This window comes from Paenibacillus sp. JT22N15 (assembly GCF_059383755.1).
On the sequence record NZ_JBXENV010000007.1, the window covers coordinates 210,724 to 231,544 of the forward strand.

The following is a 20,821-nucleotide window of genomic DNA, read 5'->3' on the forward strand; positions in this document are numbered from 1 at the left end:
ACCGTCATTTTGAGAGGGGGATTTTTACGATGTTCAAACTCAAGATTATGCCGATTTTGCTAACAGCTGCTGCGTCCGCCCTCGTTTTATTTGGAGGCTGGCTTATTTATCATCAGGTTGCATTCGCAGCTCCGCTTGCCAAGGCGGTTGATTCAATAGAAGGCATTGCTTCATCCGAGACACCTATTATGGATACGGACCGTATTACTTTCCCGCTGACGCTTTCAGCTGGAGCGGATTTAAAGCATGTATATGAAACGATAGCGGGGCAAAGCAAATCTGTCATTGGAGGCCGCGACATTCAGCTCGATATTGCGAATACAAGCTCGAACGCCAAGCTGGATCAGCTTTGGTCATCGTCTCTATTCAAAGTGGCTGAAGCGATGGAGCACAAAAACTATTCGACTATTCCTGAGACGTTGAAAGCTTTGGCGGATGAACATTCAGGTGTTCACGCCGTTACCGATATGGATGACACCAATATATACATTACGCTGAAAGATGGTACGGCTACGAAGTATATCGTGCTTCCGCGTGTAGCCGCACAGCTGGAGGTGTCCAGTTATGCGTAAATACGGCATCGAAATGGCAATTGGTTTTATTCCGGTATTGATTGCCTTTCTTTTATTTGTGAATGTGAATTTAATGCCTTTTGTGCTGCTTGTCATTATCGCAGCTGCTGTCGTTTATTTAGCGACCGGCAGAGGAAAGCTTGCACATGCTTCAGGTACGAAGCGGCGGAAGGTATCGGACAGCGTGCCATTCTCCTTTGAGCAAATTGGCGGACAGGAGCGTGCCAAGCAGGAGTTGATCGAGGCGCTCGATTTTCTAGTCCGGCATGAGGAACTGAGCAAGCTCGGCATTCGGCCGTTGAAGGGAATTTTGCTGACGGGACCGCCGGGAACCGGGAAGACGCTAATGGCGAAGGCAGCCGCGCAATATACCGATTCGATTTATTTGGCTGCCTCCGGCAGTGAATTTGTGGAGATGTACGTCGGCGTCGGGGCAGGCCGGATTCGTGACTTATTCAAAGAAGCGCGGACGAAAGCGAAGAAAGCGGGCAAGGAAAGCGCCGTTATTTTTATCGATGAGATCGAGGTTATCGGCGGCAAGCGCGATGGCGGACAGCATCGGGAATATGATCAAACGCTTAATCAGCTGCTTACGGAAATGGACGGCATTCATGCGGATACGGCACCGCGGCTGCTCATTATTGCGGCAACGAACCGTAAGGAAATGCTCGACAGCGCACTGCTGAGGCCCGGACGATTCGACCGCCATATTGGTGTGGAGCTGCCGGACAAAAAAGCACGCTATCAAATATTGAATATCCATGCGGCCAACAAGCCGCTTGCCGATACAGTGGAGCTGGAGAAAGTAGCTGCTGAGTCGTTCGGCTTCTCCGGCGCACAGCTTGAGAGCGTCATGAACGAAGGCGCCATTTATGCGATGCGGGAGCAAAGCGAGGTCATTGAAGAGCAGCATCTGGCTATGGCGATTGACAAGGTCATGATGGGCGAGAAGACGGATCGCGAGGCGACGAAGGAGGAGCGCGAGCGTGTGGCGCTGCATGAGCTCGGCCATGCGATATCAGCAGAGCTGCTCCGCCCGGGCAGCGTATCTCAGGTTGCCTTGTCCCCACGTGGTCAGGCGCTAGGCTATGTGCGTCATAATCCAGAGCAGGACCGTTATTTATATACGAGGGATTTTCTGAATGGGCAAATTATGATTGCGCTTGGTGGGGCGGCGGCTGAGGAAATCTTCTACGGCAATCGCAGCACAGGGTCGCGTGGCGACTTTGATCAGGCGATGAACATTGTTCGTACGCTCGTCGAATCAGGCTTAACGGAGCTCGGCATTATTCATCCCGAAATGATGACGCCTGACGCCTGGGCGAAGATCAATCGCTCCATCCTTGACGATTTAATGGCCAAGACGACTGCGATGCTGGCGACGAAGCGTCAAGTTTTTCTGGACGCGCTTGATGTCCTGATCCGTGAAGAAACGCTCAGCGGCATTGAATTTCGTGAATTGCTTAAGAAGTTGTCACATAGCGCATAATAATTCAGCATGAATAATCCTCAATTTATTACAATTTGAAGGCAGACGACATGTCTGTCTTCTTTTTTTTCAGAAAACCGTTATAATAAACATTGAACATAACTATAAAGAGAATGTTTCTCATTTACATGCTGTAGGGAAACGACAAGGAGAGAATCATGTCTATTAAAAAAGTTGGCGTAGTTGGCGCAGGAACAATGGGCCAGGGTATTGCTGAAATGTTGGCCTCTAATGGGCTGGACGTTCATTTAATCGAGATTTCGGAAGAACGATTGACATATGGCAGGCAAATGATCGAGCTTAGCCTGGACAAACAAATCGAGAAATGGGCTTTGACACAGGCGGAGAAGAAGTTGATTATGAATCGTATTCATATGACTTTGTCTTATGATGCACTGGCCGAATGCGAACTGGTCATTGAGACGGTTACCGAGGACTTGGAAAGCAAGAAGGCTGTCATTAGCCAAATAGACGACATTTGCGGCGCTGATGTTATTTTGGCGAGCAATACGTCGACGCTCAGCTTGACGGAGCTGGCTAGCGCATCTGCACATCCGGAACGGGTGATTGGACTTCATTTCATCTATCCGGTACTCAAAATCGATTTGGTAGAAATTGTTCGTGGTCTTAAAACGAGCGAGGATACCTTTACGAGCACGAAACATTTCGTTGAAGAAATTATTCATAAAAAAGGCGTCATGGTATTTGAATCTCCCGGATTCGTAACATCCCGCCTTATTTGCTTGTTCATAAACGAAGCTCTGCACGTATTGGAGGAAGGCGTTGCTTCTGCGGAAGACATCGACAGCGCGATGCGTATCGGCTATTCCTTCCAGCACGGTCCTTTCGAGATGGCAGACCGCTTCGGTCTCGATTCGGTGCTTGCTGCACTGGACCGCATGTTCCGCGAATATGGCGAGCTCAAATACCGCCCTTCCATCGTCTTGAAAAAAATGGTGCGTGCTGGCCAACTGGGTGCGAAAACTGGCGTTGGCTTTTTCAAATATGACAAGGATGGGGATCGGATCTAATGAAAGTACTCGTTATTAATGCAGGAAGCTCTTCTCTAAAATATCAGCTTTATGACATGCGCAATGAATCGGTGCTGGCAAGCGGCCGAGTTGAACGGATCGGCATGGATTCCTCTATCGTAACGCATGAACCAGCGGACAAGCCGGAAGTGCGCGATGTGAGCGAAATTTTGGACCATGTGACGGCAGTTAAAAAGGTTATCGACATGCTGACTCATCCGGAACATGGCGCAGTTGCGACAATGGATGAAATAGAGGCGGTCGGACACCGCGTTGTGCATGGCGGGGAAGTATTCAACAGCTCCACGCTTGTTACACCTGAGGTTAAGCTTGAAATTCGCCGCTTGTTTGATCTGGCGCCGCTGCATAATCCAGCCCATATGATGGGGATTACGGCGGTTGAGGCGAATATGCCGGGCGTTCCACAGGCTGTTGTATTCGATACAGCGTTCCACCAGTCGATGCCGAACACCTCTTACCTATACCCAATCCCGCAGGTGCTCTACCGTCGCCACAAGGTACGCCGCTACGGCTTCCACGGCACATCGCACCAATATGTGAGCCAGCAAGGTGCAGAGCTGCTTGGAAAGCCGCTGGAGTCGCTTAAAATGGTTACAGCGCATATTGGAAACGGCGCAAGCTGCACGGCGATTTTGGATGGCAAATCGTTTGATACGAGCATGGGCATGACCCCGCTTGAAGGTTTAATGATGGGTACGCGCAGCGGCGATCTTGACCCGGCGATCGTTCCTTTCGTCATGAATAAAGAAGAGCTGACGCTTAGCGAAGTTAATTCCATGCTGAATAAGCATAGCGGCATGCTGGCGATTTCAGGCATCAGCAGCGACATGCGCGAAGTAACGGAAGCGATGGAGGAAGGCGACCGTAATGCGAAGCTTGCTTTTGATATGTACACGTATCGCGTTCGTAAATATATCGGTGCTTATGCAGCTGCGATGAACGGCATTGACGTCCTGCTGTTTACAGCAGGCGTTGGCGAAAACTCTTCGGCGCTTCGCAAAGCGGTATGCGATGGCATTACTTTCCTTGGCATTGAGTTGGATGAAGAGAAAAATGCAAAGCGCAGCAAGGAAGCGCGGGTTATTTCGACAGAGGCTTCGCGCGTGAAGGTGCTGGTTGTTCCTACGAATGAAGAGCTCTTGATCGCTCGCGATACGTATACACTGGTACAAGCACAGGCTGCTGGAGAAGCAAACGTTTAAAGAAAGCAGGTTTAACGGAAAGGCGGGCAAGCAGTGAGCAATGATGACATCTGGAAAGCTTACTCGCGCGGTATGGCGGCTGTAATGGAGGAGGGCGGTGTGCATATTTACGCCGTGCTGCTGCGTTCTTATCGGCAGCTTGGGCTGACGGATAGCGAGCTGCTGCTGCTGCTGCAGCTTAAGGCATTTCGGGAAACGGAGGAAAATGGTTTCCCGACGCCAGACGAGCTGGCGGAGCGTATGGGCACAAGCGAGCGCAGCATTGTCGAGCAGCTTGGGAAGCTGATGAAAGAAGGTTTCCTAGCGATAGATGAGCACTTGGACTCCCAAACAGGTATCCAATCCGAGCAGTATAATTGGAGCGGCTGGCTGCTAAAGGCAGCGGAATGGGCAGCTCTGGAAAAACGCGAGTCGAAAAAAGCGGAGAAAGCACAGCGCCAGCCGGTGCAGCGCGTTGCAAATCCGGTCAATCTGTTTAATATTTTTGAACAGGAGTTTGGCCGGCTGCTATCCCCCATCGAATGCGAGACCATTAGCGGGTGGATGGACGAGGATAAATATGCGGAAGAGCTTATTCGCTTTGCCCTTAAGGAAGCGGTATTTGCCGGGAAGCTAAGCTTCCGCTACATTGACCGCATCTTAATCGAGTGGAGCCGCAATCGTGTAACGAACGAGGATGAAGCTCGCGCCCATGCGCAGCGTTTTCGCGGCGGCAGGGGATAAGCGCAGGAAGCGTCTGGTTATTATGCAAGTGAAGTGAATCAATGCGTCTATGGATTGAATATAGCGGCGGCCGTCATCCTTTATAGGGTGGCGGCTGTTTTTTTTAGGCTTTTTGGTTGCTTATTTACGAGAGGTAGGAACTCTGCTAGTGAGAAGCGAATTTAAGAAGTAACTTGATTAAAGGAGATGAGCAGAGCGTGCAGCTTACAAACAAAATTGGAGTAATTGTCGATAGCTTTGGCGTCGGCGTAAGCGAAGGCTTGCGACTGGCAAAGGATGTTGGAGCGGAGGGTGTACAAATATATGCAGTGGATGGAGAAATGGACCCTGCTGTACTGACAGGAGTCAAACGCAAGCAGCTCAAGGACGAAATTGCCCAGCTAGGGCTTGAAATATCGGCGTTATGCGGCGATTTAGGTGGACATGGTTTTCAGGATAAACGGGCCAATCCGTTAAAAATCGAAAAATCCAAACGCATTCTGGATTTAGCGGTTGAACTGGGGACAAACATTGTTACGACCCATATTGGCATCGTACCGGACGATCCGAATAGCGAAGTGTATGCGTCCATGCAGCAGGCGTGCGAGGAGCTGGCGAATTATGCAACTAGCCAACAGGCGTATTTTGCGATTGAGACGGGGCCGGAAACAGCGGCGCATCTGAAGGCATTCCTTGATACGCTAGGCTCGCGGGGCGTCTCGGTTAATTTTGATCCGGCGAATATGGTCATGGTTACTGGAGATGATCCTGTGAATGGGCTGTACCTCCTAAGGGATTATGTTATGCATACGCATGTGAAGGATGGCGTCCGCCACCGTGTTGTGGATCCCCGGCAAGTATATGGAGCGCTAGGCTATGAAAAAATGGACCATGGGCAAATCGCGCAAATGGCGTCCGAAGGCCCGGACTTTTCAGAGCTGCCGCTTGGCGAGGGCCGCGTAAATTTTGATGCTTATTTTAAGATGATACAGACGATCGGGTATCAGGGCTATTTGACGATTGAGCGCGAGGTTGGTACGCAGCCAGAGGAGGATATTCGCAAAGCTGTCGAGTTTATTAGACGATACCGCTAACCTAAATTATGAAGTAGCAGAATCATTTCGTATCAGGCTTGAAATAAAAAAGAGGACCCCTGCTAAATGCAAGGCTCCTCTCATGGCCGCTTAATTCCGCGGTAGTTTGTTTAAACGGTCTAGAATTCGGGCCAGTGTTCTGCTCTACCGGAGGGGTAACAAAAAAAATAGATTGAACGCAAAATAACGCCATGATATAATCGATAGCGTCATTGACAATGCAGATTAAAGATGTATCCAATTTTATTCCCACTTTAATTGTACATCTGGAACTTTGATTTGTCAATGCTCTTTTTTATCCCGGAAAAACGGAAAAAGGAGTGTGTTCAGGAGAATGGATACGAAGGATTGGCGGCAAGAACAGGAGAGACTGGAATGGATCAGGAACAAGCTGCAGGCGAGGATCGCTGAATTGGAGCCGGAGGTTGCCGGGCTGCGCGATCAAGCTGCGGACATCCGCAAGCGGTTTTGGGAAGAGGTTACGATCAACACAAGCACGCAAGAAGATTTCGAAGAAACCTTCTACACGATTAACCAGCAGTCCGCGGTATTGGCCGAACGGGAGCGGGGCCGCAAGCTATTGGCGCAGCAATGGGACAGCATGAAACGTCTGCATCCATCTCCTTATTTCGGACGCCTCGACTTTCAGGAGGATGGTCTGGGCTTCAGCGAGCAAATCTATATTGGCGTATCTTCCTTCATCGACGATGACGGTTTGAGCTTTCTGATTTATGACTGGCGTACGCCCATCGCGAGCCTTTACTACGACTATTCCCCTGGCTTAGCGTCTTATGTCACGCCAGCTGGACAAATCGAAGGGACGATGGAGCTCAAGCGCCAGTTTCAGATTCAAAGCGGGCAAATCCAGAGCATGTTTGACGCGAGCGAGACGATCGGAGACGAATTGCTGCAGCAAGTGCTCGGCAAAGGGGCGGACTCGCAAATGAAGAGTATCGTGGCCACCATACAGAGGGAACAAAACATCATCATCCGCAATGAAAAAAGCCGGATGCTTATCGTACAGGGGGCGGCCGGCAGTGGCAAAACTTCAGCGGCATTGCAGCGAGTGGCGTATTTGCTGTACAAACATCGCCAGTCGATCAAGGCCGATCAAATCGTTCTTTTTTCGCCGAATCCGATGTTTACCAGTTATATCTCCACCGTCCTACCGGAGCTTGGTGAAGAGAACATACAGCAGACGACTTTTCAAGAATATCTCGACTATTGGCTAGGTTCTTCGTTACGGCCGGAGGATGCTTTTGATCAAATTGAATATGTACTGACCGCACAAGGGGTGCCGGGGTATGAGGCTCGACTTCAGGGGATCGAATATAAAGCTTCCGAGGTTTTCCTGCAAGCCCTGAAGGACTATGGCGTGTGGTTGGGACAAAAAGGCATGCGATTCAACGGTATCCGGTTTCGGGAACGCGATCTGATTGCCGCAGAGCGAATAAAAGCGAAATTTTACGAATATGACCGTTCTCAGCCGTTGCTCAATCGTATCGAACTTTTACAGGAATGGCTGCTGAAAGAACTGGCTTTGCTGGAACGTAAGGAGCGGGAAGCGCCTTGGGTGCAGGAAGAGCTGAATTATCTCGATGCCGAGCAGTACGCGGAAGTTTTCGGAATGCTGCATAAAGATAAGGAAGTATTCGACATTGCGGAACAATACGCGGTAGTTCGCGAGAAAATAAGCAACAAGCTTCGGGAAGATGAAGGCGACTTTGACTTCGCCACAAGGGAGGAAGAGCTGCACCGCCGCAGGATCGTGAAAGAATGCTTTAAACCGCTAAGGAAAATGGTGAAGAAGCTCTCGTTCGTAGATATTAAAGGCATATATGGCCAACTGTTTGTTGACGAAGCCGCTTATCAAGAGAAAACGAATGGGGCTGTCATCCCACCGCTGTGGCCTGAAATATGCAGGCAAACGAAGGAATCGCTGCTTCGCAATGAGCTATTCTACGAGGATGCGACTCCTTATTTGTATGTAAAAGAACTGATCGAAGGCGTCCGGACGAACAAGGAAATCCGGTATGTGTTCGTAGACGAGGGTCAGGATTATTCGCCGTTTCAATATGAATATTTAAAAAAGCTGTTTCCACGTGCTCGGATGACGGTGCTCGGTGATTTTGGGCAAGCGATCTTCATGCAGGCTACAAGTTTGTCCGCATCCGACTCGCCGCTGGTCCGCCTTTATGGCGAAGCCGAAACGAGCCTAGTATGCCTTGTACGCAGTTATCGTTCAACCAGGGAGATAGTTGAATTTACGAGATCGATGCTTCCAGGCGGGGAAGAAATTGCACCTTTTGAAAGGCGAGGCCACAAGCCCCTTCTGACGAGAATGGACAGCGGGGAGAAGCGTGATGCGCAAATAATGGCAGACATCGCGGCGCTCAGGGCCGAAGGCTTCGATTCCATCGCCGTCATTACGAAGACCGCTGCCGAAAGCCGGGAAGCTCATGAATCGTTGCGGATATATGGAGGCGCAGCTCTGCAGCTCATTACGAAGGAGACGCTGGGCTTTGAAAAAGGAGTGATGGTCATTCCCGTGTATCTCGCCAAGGGTGTCGAGTTCGATGCAGTTTTGATCTATGATGCTTCGCCCGAAGCTTATGGACAGGAAAACGAACGCAAGCTTCTTTATACGGCATGTACGCGGGCCATGCATCGGCTTCACCTTTATACGACGGGCAATTGGTCGCCGTTCATGCAGTCATTGCCTGCGAATTTGTATGAGGAAGCAGCATATTGATGGATCGGGGAAGACGTGTCATAAACTTTGCAAATGAAAGTTGATTAAAGCAATATAGTTGTGTATAATTATTCATTATAAAGAATATATATGCATGGTAGGGGAGAGCTTTATGACATATAAGGTATTTGTTGACGGACAAGAAGGCACGACGGGCTTAAAGATTTTTGAGTATCTGTCTAAGGTGTCGGACATTGAAGTTCTCAGAATTGACTCTGACAAAAGAAAAAATCCTGAAGAACGAAGTAAATTCCTTAATAGTGCAGATATCGTATTTCTTTGTCTGCCCGATTCGGCTGCTAAAGAGTCAATTGAGCTTGTGAAAAATGACAAAACAAGAATCATTAATACCAGCACTGCCTTTAGAACGGATAAAAGCTGGGTATATGGTCTGCCTGAGTTGAAAAATCAAAGAGAACTCATACAGTCCGCATCGAGAGTATCCGTTCCAGGCTGTCATGCAACTGGTTTTATTCTTACGATTAGACCGCTAATTGAAGCAGGCATACTTCCAGAAGATTACCCTGTAACGTGTTATTCCTTGACTGGCTATTCCGGAGCTGGCAAAAGCGGAATAGAGGAATATGAGAATTCAGTATTAGCAGCTGAAAGAAAGCTCCATGTTCCAAGGCATTATGCGCTGCAGCATAATCATAAGCATATACCTGAGATGTTGATGTATTCAGGACTTTTATATGAACCATTATTCACGCCCATAAAAGCTAATTATGCACAAGGACTCGCGATGTCAGTCCCCTTAATTAGCAGGATTTTGTCCAAAAACGCTTCTGCAAAAGAGGTGCATGAAGCATTGTCCGCGTATTTTGAATCGGAGCGTTTTGTACATGTCATGCCATACGATTCAGAAGCAAACCTTGATGAAGGACACTTCATGATTTCGGAGTGCAATAACACGAACCGATTGGAAATTTTTGTTTTTGGACAAAAGGGCAAGGTGAATATTATTTCAAGGTACGATAATTTAGGAAAAGGTGCATCAGGGGCTGCAGTGCAAAATATGAATCTCATGCTTGGATTGGATGAAGGGAATAGCTTGTTGAACTAAATTCGTTTAGGCAAAACATTTTCTGCTATCGAGTAACGTTATTTCAATAAAAATGCGTTGGTCCAGCTGTATTGTTATTCTAATAGGTCAACCAGATTTCTGGTTGGCCTATTTTTTTCGTCCATGGCAACCGATTTTTCTTATAGTCAGGCTGGTCTAATCGTTTATTTCAATTGTACATGTGCTATTTCAAATTGTAGCTATTGAAATTTTGGAGCATTTCGGTGAAATGCTGCAGCGTGGCATCATCCCATTGTGAAATGCTGGCATAGAAGGCGGATTCTTTTTCCTTCAAGGCTTCTAAAGTTCGTTCCCGTCCAAGCTCGGTTAAGGATAAGCGTACGCCGCGGCGATCCTCAGGAGCCGTTTCACTTTGTACATAGTGCAGCCCCTTAAGCTGGTTGACCAGACGGCTGACGGAGCTGCGGTCCATAGCTGTTGCTTCGGCTAAAGCAGTGGCGCTAGTTGCCCCATAGGAGAGGAGCCACCGTACAATTAAAAAAGCGGCGGGCTGCAAGCTAGAGTCGAACCGCGCAGCAGCTCTGACATTCAAGGCGTGGGAGGCGCTGATAAGCGCATTAAGCTGCTCACCAAGCTTTAGCTCAAGCTGTGTTCTCGGTGCAAGCTGCTCTGATGGGTTATTGTCCATAATAATCATCTCCGTTGGCTCCATAGATTTATACTTGAATATAATTGACATATATCAAATAAAATCATATAGTTGATTTATGTCAATTATATGATTTTGCCTAGAAGGTGTCAAAATAAATTCAGCGTGATGGAGGAGAAACGTATGGATACGAAATCAGTGGCTGTCATAACAGGAGCGACCAGCGGCATTGGACAGATTGCGGCCATGGATTTAGCCAAGCGCGGCATGAAGCTTGCATTAACTGCCAGAAGCAGAGAACGAGCGGAGGAAACAGCCAGAAGGATTAATGAGGTTGCGCCTCATTCAGAAATGGTCTTTTTTTACGGTGACTTATCTATTATGGCGGATGTGAAACGGATAGGGGAAGAAATCAAGTCAACCTATCCCAAAATCGATGTGCTCGTAAATAATGCGGGTCTGCATGCTTTTAAACAGCGGATCACCTCCGAAGGCTTCTCGGAAATGATGGCCGTCAACTATTTGGCTCCCTGGCTATTGTCGAAAATTTTGCTGCCGTCGCTCAAGGCTTCAAACAAAGCGAGAATTGTCAATGTGGCATCAGAAGCGTCCCGCAATCATGGGGTGCTGACGCTGCCTGAAGATTTGACGGATACCGCTGATTTTACAGCGAGGGGCTCGTCAGCCATCTATGGAAAAACGAAGCTGTTGAACATTATGTTTGCAGGAGAGCTTTCCCGTCAATTATCTGGCACGAGTGTAGCTGTTCATACGCTCAATCCCGGATTTAATGTAACCGGACTTGGCCGCGAGCTCTGGTTTGCCCCGCTGCTTGAACGAATTTTAAAATGGCTGCGAATTGGAGATCCGCGCAAAGGTGCCGAGATTATTACCCGCCTAGCAGTTGATTCGCAATACGAAGGTTTTACTGGCGGATATTATAACGTTGGGACAGGGAAATCGATCCTTCCTGTGCACCCAGGCGGCGATCTGGCAATGCAGTCTAGGCTGTGGAAAGAGACACAGCAATTGCTAAAGCAAAAGGAATGGATTTAAATAACGGGCCTACGCCGGTATATTATGACTGTTCCGATTTTACCGCAAAAAGCATGACCGCAGCGCTCTCCAAGCGCTCAACGAAGATGGAGTAGCGGCGCGACTGGAGCCAGCTTTGAAGCTCATGCAAACGGAAAGGCTCAATAGCTGCAGCAAGAGGCTGCCCGGCAGCGGCAAATTTAGTTGAGTCTGCTGCTGCTTCGCTATCCTTGCTAATATCGATAATGGCCATTCGTCCTCCAGGCAGCAAAATTCGATCCATCTCAGCCAGAGCGAGCAGCTGCTGGGAATCATTCAAATGATGCATTGCAAAGCTGCAAGCAATGAAGGCGCATACTCGATCCGGCAGTGGTATGGTGAGCAGGTTGCCGAGCTTTGCATCCACATGCGGCAGACGCCGGCGCAAAATGCTCAGCATTTGCACCGATTGCTCAATTGCTGTTAAGCGTACACCTGCTTCTGCGAGCTTGACAGACAGATTGCCGGTTCCCGCTCCAAGCTCGGCGCCGTACTCGCCTGCAATCGGATCAATCCATTCCAGCGTCTTCATTAACGCTTGTTCATAGCTGAAGGGAGTCAGCACCTTTGCCAATGCAGCCATTGGGGCAGCCTCGCCATGCTCCAGCGCTAGACGATCATAATCCCAGCGATCATTCCAGCTGCTTCGCTGGGAGCGGGAATGCTTCATCTTTTCCGCTGCATCCTCAGCGGCGCCAAGCTCAGGCTGTGGTTGGCTCCTCCATTTGGCTATCGTATCATCAAGCGCCTGCAGCTTTTGCCCCGCTGCGACCCATTCCTCATAGAGGAGAGCCCGCGCACGATCGGCTAATCGCAGAAAATCATCAGGCTGGCGTGCCGTTTGCAGCACCTCGCCAATGGCAGCCAGCGGCATGCCAAGCTCGCGGAGCGCAATAATCCATCGCAGCCGCTCTATATCTTCCTCGCTATACAGGCGATAGCCGTTTTCGCGCGCTTTCGTGGGCGTAACGAGCCCTTTTTCCTCATAAAATCGCAGCGTACGCGGAGTTGTATCCAGCAGCCGTGCAGCTTCAAATACTTTCACCGTCATCCCTCCTTTACTAAGCATGAACCTTTCCCTAACGTAAAGGTCAAGCTTTTTTCAAAATTGCTCATTCATTCTACAGCTGGTTACGTCTTGAAAAAAGAGCCGCCTCTGCACGGGTGTGCATCGAGACAGCTCTTAGTCTTATTTATTAGTATGATCCTAATATAGCCTACCGTTGAAACAGCGCTTTATTTGCGGCCGTTCAACAGCTCCCAGCGATACACGTATTCAAAAATGAACTCAAACGCCTCCAAATGGCGCTTCGCTTCAAACGGATTCGCACCCCAAGCATAAATGCCGTGCTTGCGCAGCAAAATGCCGGGAATTTCGGGCTGCAGGCGCTCCGTTACTTCAGGAACGATTTGCGGAATGTTGGCGAAGTTGGACACAATTGGAATGTCAATATGCGCTTCTTCGTCCCAAATATTAAAAGCTTTAATTAACTCTACGCCGTCAACCGGCACGGATTTGCGATCCCAGAACCATTCCGAGATGACGCTGTTAAAGACGGTATGCACATGAAAAATAGCACCTGCGCCCGTCTGGCGGTAAATTTCGCAGTGGATCAGCGTTTCCGCCGAAGGCTTCAGCTTAGTCGCTTCGACAGCTTGGCCTTCTTTATCGACGAATAGGTAGTCTTCTGGTGTATGAACCGTCTTATCCTTGCCACTTGCCGTAATGGCAAAATGGAACTGCTCGGGGTCGAAATCCCCTACGCGCACGGACAGATTGCCGCTTGTGCCAGGGAACCAGCCGCGCGAGGCGAACAGCTCCTTTACTTCACGCAGATCAGCGAGCGCCTTCTGCTTCTGCTCGGTTGTAATTTGCTCAAATGTCATTACGATTCATCCTTTCCCTTGTCAAGCACGCGAATAATATCATGGAACGTCTCATATTCGGAATGAGGCAGGCCAAGCTCCTGGCATTTCGTCGTCAGGTGCGAGCGGGAAAAAACAGCATCCGCCAGCTTTGCGCCTTCAAAGTCCGTCACGCTGTCGCCAATGACAATACGTTCATATTGCTCAGCGGGGAAGCTGCGCATAATCGTCGTTTTGCACATGCCGCATTCATTGCTGCATTGTCCGTCGCACGGATGCGGCCATGTAATTTCAATATTAGCACCGCTAAAATCATGGCCATTGCAATAAATATGATCCTGTGGAATATCGAATGGCTCAAGCACCGGATAGACGAAAAAGTCTATACCGCCGCTTGTCACGTAAAATTCAATATCATTTTTCCGGCAGTAGGAGAGGAACTCGCCAAACCCTTCGCGAATGCGCGCATTCGTAATGCCGAAATGGACAACTTCTTTTTGCATAGAAGAAGGGAGGAGGCGGAACAGCTTGCCTACCCCTTCACGAATGGATATTTGCTGTGAAATCGTCTGCTCCACAATCGGCTCCCAGCCTGGCGGGTTAAAATGGCGGATGATCGCAATAATATTATCGTTTACCGTAATCGTTCCGTCGAAATCGCAGAACACGATGCGTTTTTTTGCTGCTGTCATTCTTTAATCCCCCAAGCGTCAATAGCAGCTTGCAGTGCTTCACCGCCAGGAGCTGCGGCAGCATCGCGCAGATGAATGCCATTCATCGCTGCATCAATCGCGAGGCGGAAGGCTTGTCCGCCAGCAGCGGTGCCCATCGGATGGCCGTGAATGCCTCCGCCAGCGTTGACGACTACATCGGTGCCGAAGTCGCGCAAAATAAGCGGCACGAGGCCCGGATGAATGCCCGCGGATGGAACAGGGAAGCTGGTGAGCAGCTCGCTGGATGGGGCAAGCAGCGCTTCCTTGACGGCGAGATTTTCTTCCTTCGGCATAACGACCGAGCCGTAAGGAGAAGGGAACAGCACGAGATCAGCTCCCGCAAGGCGCATAAGCTTGCCCAGAAGCACGGAAGCGCCAATGCCATAGTGCGGCGAAGGATACATCGCTCCTGCCATAGCCGGATGCGCAGCAATCGGTACGCTGATCGACGGATCTTTGCTCAGCTCATGCAGCACATCGTAGCCGTAAGCCAGCACATTAAAGAGCAGGGCGTTAGCTCCAGCAGCAATCGCTTTGCGCGCCTGAGAAGCAAGCTGCGAAGTAGGGCCCGTCAAATTGACAGCATACAGCAGCTTTTGGCCCGTTTCCTGCTGGGCGCGCTCGGCAGCTTCCATACAAGCCTCAACGCGTTTTTCCAGCGGGGTCAGCGGATTTTCAAACAAAATTTCATCGTCTTTAATCAGATCAACGCCGCCAAGCGCCTGCTTATAAAACTGCTCCTGCAAGTTCGCCAGATCATGGCCGACAACAGATTTGAAGATGCTCATCAGCAGCGGACGCTCCTGTACGCCGAGTAGGCCGCGAACGCCTTGCAAGCCAAACTTCGGACCCGGAAAAGCAGAGCCGAACGACTGTGAAACTTCAATATCAATCAGCTTAATTCGTCCGTCCATCGACAGCTTGCCGAAAATCGTAACGAGCAGGGCAGGGATATCGCGGCTGAAGTTGATATCTGGATAGGCGATGCGAATATCAGCGTAGCGATTGCCTTCTCCGCCTTCATGCACCTCAACGGACAATACTTTGCCGAGATGCTTCTCCATTTCGGATTTGCGCGCTTCCGGCAAATCGGTCCAGCTTCCAACCGTCAGGCCGACGGCAATGGATAACGCTTTTTTATCAAAATCAGCTTTATCATCAAAGCTGCGGTAGGTAGCAATGCAAAATTCACTCATTTTTTCAAGCTCCTTTCAATATCGGCTCCGATTTCGGCTGCGCGTTCGGCGGAACGCTTCATGCCGCTGGCAATTGTCTCTGCCAAACCTTGCTGGCTCATCAGCTCAAGCGCTGCTTGTGTCGTCCCGTTCGGGGATGTCACTTTGCGGCGCAATTCGGCAGGCTCCTCGCCAGTTGCACGTACCATTTCCGCTGCACCAAGCACCGTCTGCGTGACAAGCTCCTTGGCAGCCGTTTTGCTAAGGCCCATTGCCTTCGCCGCATCAATCATCGATTCCATAAAATAATACACGTAAGCCGGGCCGCTGCCCGATACGCCGGTAATGGCGTCTTGATAGTTCTCCTCAACGACGGAGGTGATGCCAACGGATTGGAAAATAGCTTCCGCCAGCAGCTGCTGCTCCTTCGTCACCGCTTCGGAATAACTGATGCCTGTAACACCGAGCCCGATCGTGCAGGACGTATTCGGCATCGTGCGTACGATAGGCAGCTTGCGGCCAAGAAGCAGCTCAATCGAAGAAATCGATAGTCCGGCAATGACCGAAATAATAAGCTGATGCTCCGAAATAAAAGGCTTAATGCCTGCAATGGCTTCGGCTGCATCTTTTGGCTTCATGGCGAGAAAAATAATATCGGCTTCCTTCAGAAAAGCTTCGTTCGAGGAGCCTTGCAAAATCGTCTGAACACCATACTGGCTGTTAAGCTCGTTCAAACGATCGGCATTTTGCCGGTTGAGCATTGCAATGCGTTTCGGCTGCGTCAGGTTCTGATTAATCATGCCCCGGGCGATGGCTTCCGCCATGGAGCCTGCGCCGTAGAAAGCGATTTGCAGCGACTGAATGCGATCAATCGTCTTGGTGTCTGTATCTATTGGCATAACGGTTTCCTCCCATATTTTCGAAATCGTAAAGTGAACGCTTAATTAGCCGCGAATTTGTCCAGAGCCGGTAATCCGGTATTTGGTTGATGTGAGTGCAGGCAAGCCCATAGGACCGCGTGCATGAAGCTTCTGCGTACTAATGCCAATTTCGGCGCCAAAGCCGAATTCAAAGCCATCCGTGAAGCGAGTGGAAGCATTGTGATAGACGGCAGCCGCATCAATTTCTTGCATAAAGCGGGCTGCATTGCCTGCGTCCTCGGTAACGATGCATTCGGAATGCTGCGTCCCGTAGTTGCTAATATGAGCGATGGCCTCATCCAGATTATCTACGATTTTCACGTTCAGAATATAGTCATTATACTCTGTCGCGTAATCCTCATTCGTCGCTTGCTTGGCGTGCGGAATAAGCTTCATAACGCGCTCGCAGCCGCGAAGCTCCACCTTTGCTGCTGTAAACTGCTCAGCAATGGAGAGAAGCGACTCGCTGGCAAAAGCTTCGTGTACAAGCAGCGTTTCCATGGAGTTGCAGACGGATGGACGCTGTGCTTTGGCATTGAGCGAAATGCTGGCCGCCATCTCCACGTTTGCACTCGCATCAATATAAGTATGGCAAATGCCTGCGCCGGTTTCAATAACCGGAACGGTAGCATTTTCAACGACGGTGCGAATGAGTGTTGACCCGCCGCGTGGAATAATAACATCGAGCAGTCCGTTCAGCTTGAGCATTTCATTGACCGACGCGCGATCGGAATCTTCAATGAGCTGGAGGGCATCGGCTGGCAATGCCGTCGACTCAAGCGCCTGGCGCAGCACCTCGATAATTTTGCGATTCGATTCAAGTGCTGCCGAGCCGCCGCGGAGCACGACGCAGTTGCTAGTTTTGAGACATAATCCAGCCGCATCGACCGTCACATTCGGACGCGCTTCATAAATGATGCCAATAACGCCGATCGGAACACGTGATTTTTCAATATGCAGTCCATTCGGACGGTCGAACTGCTCCAGCAGTTCGCCAACTGGGTCAGGCAGATCAGCGATTTCACGGAGCGCTTGAGCAATTGCTTCAATTCTTGCCTCATCGAGAGCGAGACGGTCGAGCAGGGAGCGGCTAGTGCCGGCTGCTTCTCCATTTTTCAAATCGAGCTTGTTCGCTTCAATAATATCAGCTGTATGCTTAATTAAAGCGTCAGCGATCGTAAGCAGTGCGGCATTTTTCTGGTCGGTCGTTACGGTGTTCATAATACTTGCAGCACGTTTTGCCAATGTGGCTTTTTGGACAACTTCGCTTGTCATAGGTTTGTTCCTCCTAAAAATAAGTGATGAATAACGACTGGCCCTATTAATGGACAAGGGCTTATTTTAATGAAACCCATTCATCCCGGTGGATGACTTCAATCCGGCTCACATCAATTCTGCGCTTCACTTCTTCGCTGCCAAGTCCGGCTGCTGCCTTAGCTTGCCATGCAGCGTAATTGACGACGCCGCGCCCAATCGTTTCGCCGCTGGCGCTAAGCACCTCCACGATATCGCCGGGATGGAAATCGCCGCTGCTGCCTGTAATGCCGGCAGGGAGGAGGCTTTTGCCCCCTGTAAGCAGCGCAAGCTCAGCTCCTGCATCGACTGATATCGTGCCTTGAGGCATAGAGTGGAAGCCCAGCCATTGCTTCTTCATCGGCAGGCTATGCATCTCCGTATCGAAATACGTGCCTTTGCCGGAGCCGCTTGTCGCAAGCGACAGATCGCCAGGCTGCTGCACTTTCCCGATAAAAGCGGGTACGCCGCCGCGCATGGCAATTCGGGCTGCTTCAATTTTGGAGCGCATCCCGCCCGTTCCAACTGCCGAGCCGGCACCGCCGGCGAATTTCATAATGTCTGCGGAAATGCTGCCGACTCGCTCGATTTTGACTGCTTGCGGATTCTTCCGTGGATCCTCCGTATACAAGCCGTCCATATCCGTAATAATAATGAGCTGTCCGGCTTTCGTCATTGTTGCGACCAGTGCTGACAAATTGTCATTGTCGCCAAATTTCAGCTCATCGGTTGCGACGGTATCGTTCTCGTTAATAATCGGTATCGTGCGCAGCCTGAGCAGCTCTTCAATGGTCATCAAAGCGTTCTGAATTCGCTTGCGGTTAGAGAAGTCTGCCCGCGTCAGCAAAATTTGTGCTGCTCCAATACTGAACTGGCTAAAAGCCTCCTGATAAGCTTGCATGAGCAGCGCTTGCCCAACTGCGGCGGCCGCTTGCTTCTCGTGTACGGCTTTGGGCCTTGACTCATAGCCAATTTGGCGAAAGCCTGCGGCAACGGCACCGGAGGTGACTAATATGACCGAGCAGCCTGCTGCATGCAGCGCGGCAAGCTCGGAGACAAAATAAGCGATGCGTTCTTTGTTCAGTCCGCCTTCCTCGGAGGTTAGCGAGCTGCTGCCGATTTTTACAATGATTCGTTCCGCCATTTTCCCATCATCCCATTTCCTGACAAAATAAAAAAGACTCCCGTCCGTAAAGGACGAAAGTCTTATATGCTTCCGCGGTACCACCTTAATTGACTGTAGGCCGGTTAAGGCAAACAATCCTGCTTGGGCCTCGTAACAGGAGGTGCTGTCCGATTCATCATCGGCCGTTCAGGGGCAGGTTCAGCGAGCAGTCGAGGTAAATTCTTGCAGCCTCTGGAATTCACTCTCTGGGCACGACCTAGTCAAGCTTACTGGTCCCGTCATAACGTTTCATGTTCAGTTGATGTAAGCATATCATGATCGACGGGTGCTGTAAAGAGAGGCATTTGCAGGCGGTTAGGCTTTGAAAATGCCGAGCTTTCCAATACGTTCAACCGCTTCCTCCAGCCGTGCTTCGCTCGTAAGCAATCCAAGCCGAACATAGCCTTCGCCGAATGTGCCGAAGCCGACTCCAGGCGCGACAACGACATCTGCTTCCTGCAATACGAGATCCGCGAACGATTCAGATGTATAGCCTTCTGGAACAGGCAGCCAGCAGAAGAAGGAGCCTCCTGGACGCTCTGCTTTCCAGCCGATGCGATCCAGCGCGCCGAACAACGCTTCACGTCTGCGCTCATAGGTGGCATTCAGCTCTGTTACGCATTGCTGAGGTCCGGTTAGTGCCTCAGCAGCCGCTTCCTGTATGCCGCCAAACAGGCTGCAATAATAATGATCCTGCATAAGATTGATTAAAGAGATGACCTGCGGGTTGCCTAGTGCAAAACCTACGCGCCAGCCCGCCATATTGTAGGATTTGGACAATGTATAAAACTCTATGCCTACTTCCTTTGCTCCCGGCGTTTGCAGGAAGCTGACGGGACGCTCGCCATCAAAGCCAATCGCGCCATAAGCAAAATCACTTGCGACAACGACGCCTGTGCGGCGGGCGAATTCTACCGTCTGTTCATAAAATTCAGCATTCGCTACCGCTCCGGTCGGATTGTTAGGGTAGTTCATAAACATGAGCTTCGCCCGCTTAAGCGCTGCTTCGTCTATGGCGCTATAATCAGGCAAAAAGCGGTTTTCCGCCGTTAGCGGCATAAAATGCATATCCGCTCCAGCGAGCGCCACGCCTGACCAATAATCGGGATAGCCCGGGTCAGGCACGAGGCAGACATCGCCTGGATTAAGCAGGCACTGGCTAAGTTCCACCAGACCTGTTTTGCCGCCGAACAAAATGGCAACTTCTGTTGTTGGGTCTATATCGACGTTATAATCTTCCTTATAACGATTTGCGACGGCTTCCTTGAGAAAAGGGTAGCCGCTAAAAGGCGGATAACGGTGATACATAGGGTTTGCGGCTGCTTCCTGTAGCTTGGCCACAATGTGCGGCGGAGTCGGCTGATCGGGATTGCCTTGTCCAAGGTTAATAACGTCGCGGCCTTTCGCGACTTGGGCATTAGCCTTAGCAACCAATTTAGCAAAAAATTGCGTAGGCAAGCCAGTCATACGATCTGCTGGTTTAATGATATGCTGTTCCAGCTTTGTTTCCATTTTATTCACACTCCACATCCAATAGTTGCTCATGAACAATAAGCCGTTAAGCATTACTGTAGCACGCAAAAACCATTTATGTCGAGTGATTCAGTTGGAATGGATTCTTAAGCGGCCGGAATGCCGACTTTTTTAACAAAAGCTGCGATATCAGCTGTAAATAACAGCAGCAGCGGCCTGCGCTGATCATCAAAAACTAACAGCTGCGGCGCTTTGCCTTCGCATACGAACAGAAATACTTCGGTTGCATTGAGCGAAATATTGTTCGTGCTCAGCTTGTAAGGTTTAGCTAGAGGAACGCGATATACATAGGTACAGGTGTTGTCATTCGTTAATTGGGGAGCAAGACCTGTAATGGAGCCAAGCCAGCTGTTTGCCATCTTTTGATAGTCCTTGTCATTCGGTACAGTCAGCACGACCTTGCCAGCTTTAACATCAAAAACTTGAACGGGTCCCACCGTATGTTGCTCTTTTGCTGTCTCCTGGGCAAATCCGGTGGAGGCAAAAATAAATAATGAGCAAGCTGCGCACAGGGCAGCTATCCATTTTTGCAGCTTCATGTTA

At 50.0% G+C, this 20,821-nt stretch carries 19 protein-coding genes; 9 read left to right on the plus strand and 10 right to left on the minus strand.

The window, feature by feature from the left end; translation table 11 throughout:
* Window positions 1–29: 29 nt before the first annotated feature.
* The 8 genes from AC50X8_RS15865 to argC all read left to right on the plus strand — a co-directional run bounded on the left by AC50X8_RS15865 (window position 30) and on the right by argC (window position 9,929).
* Window positions 30–572, plus strand: a complete 543-nt coding sequence (locus tag AC50X8_RS15865; RefSeq protein ID WP_056028696.1) for a hypothetical protein — start codon at window positions 30–32, stop codon at window positions 570–572.
* Window positions 565–2,061, plus strand: coding sequence for an AAA family ATPase (locus AC50X8_RS15870; RefSeq protein WP_056028693.1), 1,497 nt, complete (start codon window positions 565–567; stop codon window positions 2,059–2,061). The genes AC50X8_RS15865 and AC50X8_RS15870 overlap by 8 nt, the downstream gene beginning before the upstream one ends.
* Window positions 2,062–2,219: 158 nt before the next feature.
* Complete coding sequence (locus AC50X8_RS15875; RefSeq protein WP_056028690.1) at window positions 2,220–3,092, plus strand: 3-hydroxyacyl-CoA dehydrogenase family protein; 873 nt, start codon at window positions 2,220–2,222, stop codon at window positions 3,090–3,092.
* Window positions 3,092–4,315: an acetate/propionate family kinase gene (locus AC50X8_RS15880; protein WP_494880301.1), complete on the plus strand. Its 1,224-nt coding sequence runs from the start codon at window positions 3,092–3,094 to the stop codon at window positions 4,313–4,315. Before AC50X8_RS15875 ends, AC50X8_RS15880 begins: the two co-directional genes overlap by 1 nt.
* Window positions 4,316–4,348: 33 nt before the next feature.
* Entirely contained in the window at window positions 4,349–5,038 is a 690-nt protein-coding gene (locus AC50X8_RS15885; RefSeq protein WP_494880303.1) for a DnaD domain protein, read from the plus strand.
* A gap of 197 nt (window positions 5,039–5,235) precedes the next feature.
* Window positions 5,236–6,111, plus strand: a complete 876-nt coding sequence (locus AC50X8_RS15890) for a sugar phosphate isomerase/epimerase family protein (protein ID WP_081418556.1) — start codon at window positions 5,236–5,238, stop codon at window positions 6,109–6,111.
* A gap of 334 nt (window positions 6,112–6,445) precedes the next feature.
* The gene (gene helD, locus AC50X8_RS15895; protein WP_494880305.1) at window positions 6,446–8,863 is read left to right on the plus strand and encodes an RNA polymerase recycling motor HelD; all 2,418 of its coding nucleotides are present in this window, start codon (window positions 6,446–6,448) and stop codon (window positions 8,861–8,863) included.
* Window positions 8,864–8,975: 112 nt separating this feature from the next.
* A complete protein-coding gene (gene argC, locus AC50X8_RS15900; protein WP_056028683.1) occupies window positions 8,976–9,929 on the plus strand; it encodes an N-acetyl-gamma-glutamyl-phosphate reductase in 954 nt (317 codons plus the stop codon).
* A gap of 184 nt (window positions 9,930–10,113) precedes the next feature.
* Here argC and AC50X8_RS15905 read toward each other — a convergent pair whose 3' ends face one another.
* Window positions 10,114–10,578, minus strand: a complete 465-nt coding sequence (locus AC50X8_RS15905) for a MarR family winged helix-turn-helix transcriptional regulator (protein ID WP_056032632.1) — start codon at window positions 10,576–10,578, stop codon at window positions 10,114–10,116.
* A gap of 144 nt (window positions 10,579–10,722) precedes the next feature.
* Here AC50X8_RS15905 and AC50X8_RS15910 point away from each other — a divergent pair, with 144 nt between their 5' ends.
* Window positions 10,723–11,595 carry an SDR family NAD(P)-dependent oxidoreductase gene (locus AC50X8_RS15910; RefSeq protein ID WP_494880307.1) on the plus strand — a complete coding sequence of 291 codons (873 nt, stop codon included), beginning with the start codon at window positions 10,723–10,725 and terminating at the stop codon, window positions 11,593–11,595.
* A gap of 22 nt (window positions 11,596–11,617) precedes the next feature.
* On the opposite strand, the gene AC50X8_RS15915 is transcribed toward AC50X8_RS15910, so the two are convergent.
* The 9 genes from AC50X8_RS15915 to AC50X8_RS15955 form a co-directional block, all read right to left on the minus strand.
* On the minus strand, window positions 11,618–12,658 hold the full coding sequence (locus AC50X8_RS15915) for a MerR family transcriptional regulator (RefSeq protein WP_056028677.1): 1,041 nt from the start codon (window positions 12,656–12,658) through the stop codon (window positions 11,618–11,620).
* Between the two features lie 191 nt (window positions 12,659–12,849).
* Window positions 12,850–13,500: a methylthioribulose 1-phosphate dehydratase gene (mtnB, locus tag AC50X8_RS15920; protein ID WP_494880310.1), complete on the minus strand. Its 651-nt coding sequence runs from the start codon at window positions 13,498–13,500 to the stop codon at window positions 12,850–12,852.
* The gene (locus AC50X8_RS15925) at window positions 13,500–14,171 is read right to left on the minus strand and encodes a 2-hydroxy-3-keto-5-methylthiopentenyl-1-phosphate phosphatase (protein ID WP_056028670.1); all 672 of its coding nucleotides are present in this window, start codon (window positions 14,169–14,171) and stop codon (window positions 13,500–13,502) included. The genes mtnB and AC50X8_RS15925 overlap by 1 nt, the downstream gene beginning before the upstream one ends.
* A complete protein-coding gene (locus tag AC50X8_RS15930) occupies window positions 14,168–15,388 on the minus strand; it encodes a 2,3-diketo-5-methylthiopentyl-1-phosphate enolase (protein ID WP_099519980.1) in 1,221 nt (406 codons plus the stop codon). The genes AC50X8_RS15925 and AC50X8_RS15930 overlap by 4 nt, the downstream gene beginning before the upstream one ends.
* Window positions 15,385–16,266 (minus strand): pyrroline-5-carboxylate reductase, encoded by an 882-nt coding sequence (gene proC / locus AC50X8_RS15935; protein WP_494880312.1) that lies wholly within the window; start codon window positions 16,264–16,266, stop codon window positions 15,385–15,387. Before proC ends, AC50X8_RS15930 begins: the two co-directional genes overlap by 4 nt.
* Window positions 16,267–16,311: 45 nt before the next feature.
* Window positions 16,312–17,562, minus strand: a complete 1,251-nt coding sequence (locus AC50X8_RS15940; protein WP_494864401.1) for a glutamate-5-semialdehyde dehydrogenase — start codon at window positions 17,560–17,562, stop codon at window positions 16,312–16,314.
* Window positions 17,563–17,623: 61 nt separating this feature from the next.
* Window positions 17,624–18,724, minus strand: a complete 1,101-nt coding sequence (gene proB / locus AC50X8_RS15945; RefSeq protein WP_494864403.1) for a glutamate 5-kinase — start codon at window positions 18,722–18,724, stop codon at window positions 17,624–17,626.
* Between the two features lie 336 nt (window positions 18,725–19,060).
* Window positions 19,061–20,257, minus strand: coding sequence for a pyridoxal phosphate-dependent aminotransferase (locus tag AC50X8_RS15950; RefSeq protein ID WP_494880477.1), 1,197 nt, complete (start codon window positions 20,255–20,257; stop codon window positions 19,061–19,063).
* 107 nt (window positions 20,258–20,364) lie between these two features.
* The gene (locus AC50X8_RS15955) at window positions 20,365–20,817 is read right to left on the minus strand and encodes a hypothetical protein (protein ID WP_056028652.1); all 453 of its coding nucleotides are present in this window, start codon (window positions 20,815–20,817) and stop codon (window positions 20,365–20,367) included.
* Between the last annotated feature and the right edge of the window lie 4 nt (window positions 20,818–20,821).